This window comes from Acinetobacter sp. USHLN143 (assembly GCF_037145695.1).
In the GTDB taxonomy this organism is placed as follows: Bacteria; Pseudomonadota; Gammaproteobacteria; order Pseudomonadales; family Moraxellaceae; genus Acinetobacter; species Acinetobacter fasciculus.
Map to the genome: position 1 here is coordinate 1 of NZ_JBBCWZ010000235.1, position 391 is coordinate 391.

Sequence of the window (391 nt, forward strand, 5' to 3'; positions counted from 1 at the left end):
TGACCAATTATGGGTCAGTGACTTTACGTATATTCAAACTCATTCAGGCTGGGTCTATACCGCCTTTATTATTGATGTGTTCTCACGAGCAATTGTTGGATGGAAAGTATCTACACGGATGAATACAGATATGGTGCTCGATGCACTTGAGCAAGCATTGCACGATCGAGGCATGCCAAAGAATGTGATTCATCATTCCGACAGGGGTGTGCAATATCTTTCGATTCGCTATACCAATCGTTTAGAAGCAGCAAATTTACGAGCATCAGTCGGTACAACTGGTGATTCATACGATAATGCTTTGGCTGAAACGGTGAATGGCTTATACAAAACAGAGGTGATTGAATATTTAAAAGCAGATTGGCAAGGTTTAGCAGATGTACAACTTGCG

1 protein-coding gene is annotated in these 391 nt (G+C 41.4%); it reads left to right on the forward strand.

Annotation, left to right across the window (positions count from 1 at the left end; genetic code table 11):
* Positions 1–391: IS3 family transposase (locus tag WFH18_RS17870; RefSeq protein ID WP_336755423.1), on the forward strand; the 391-nt coding region annotated here is incomplete at both ends.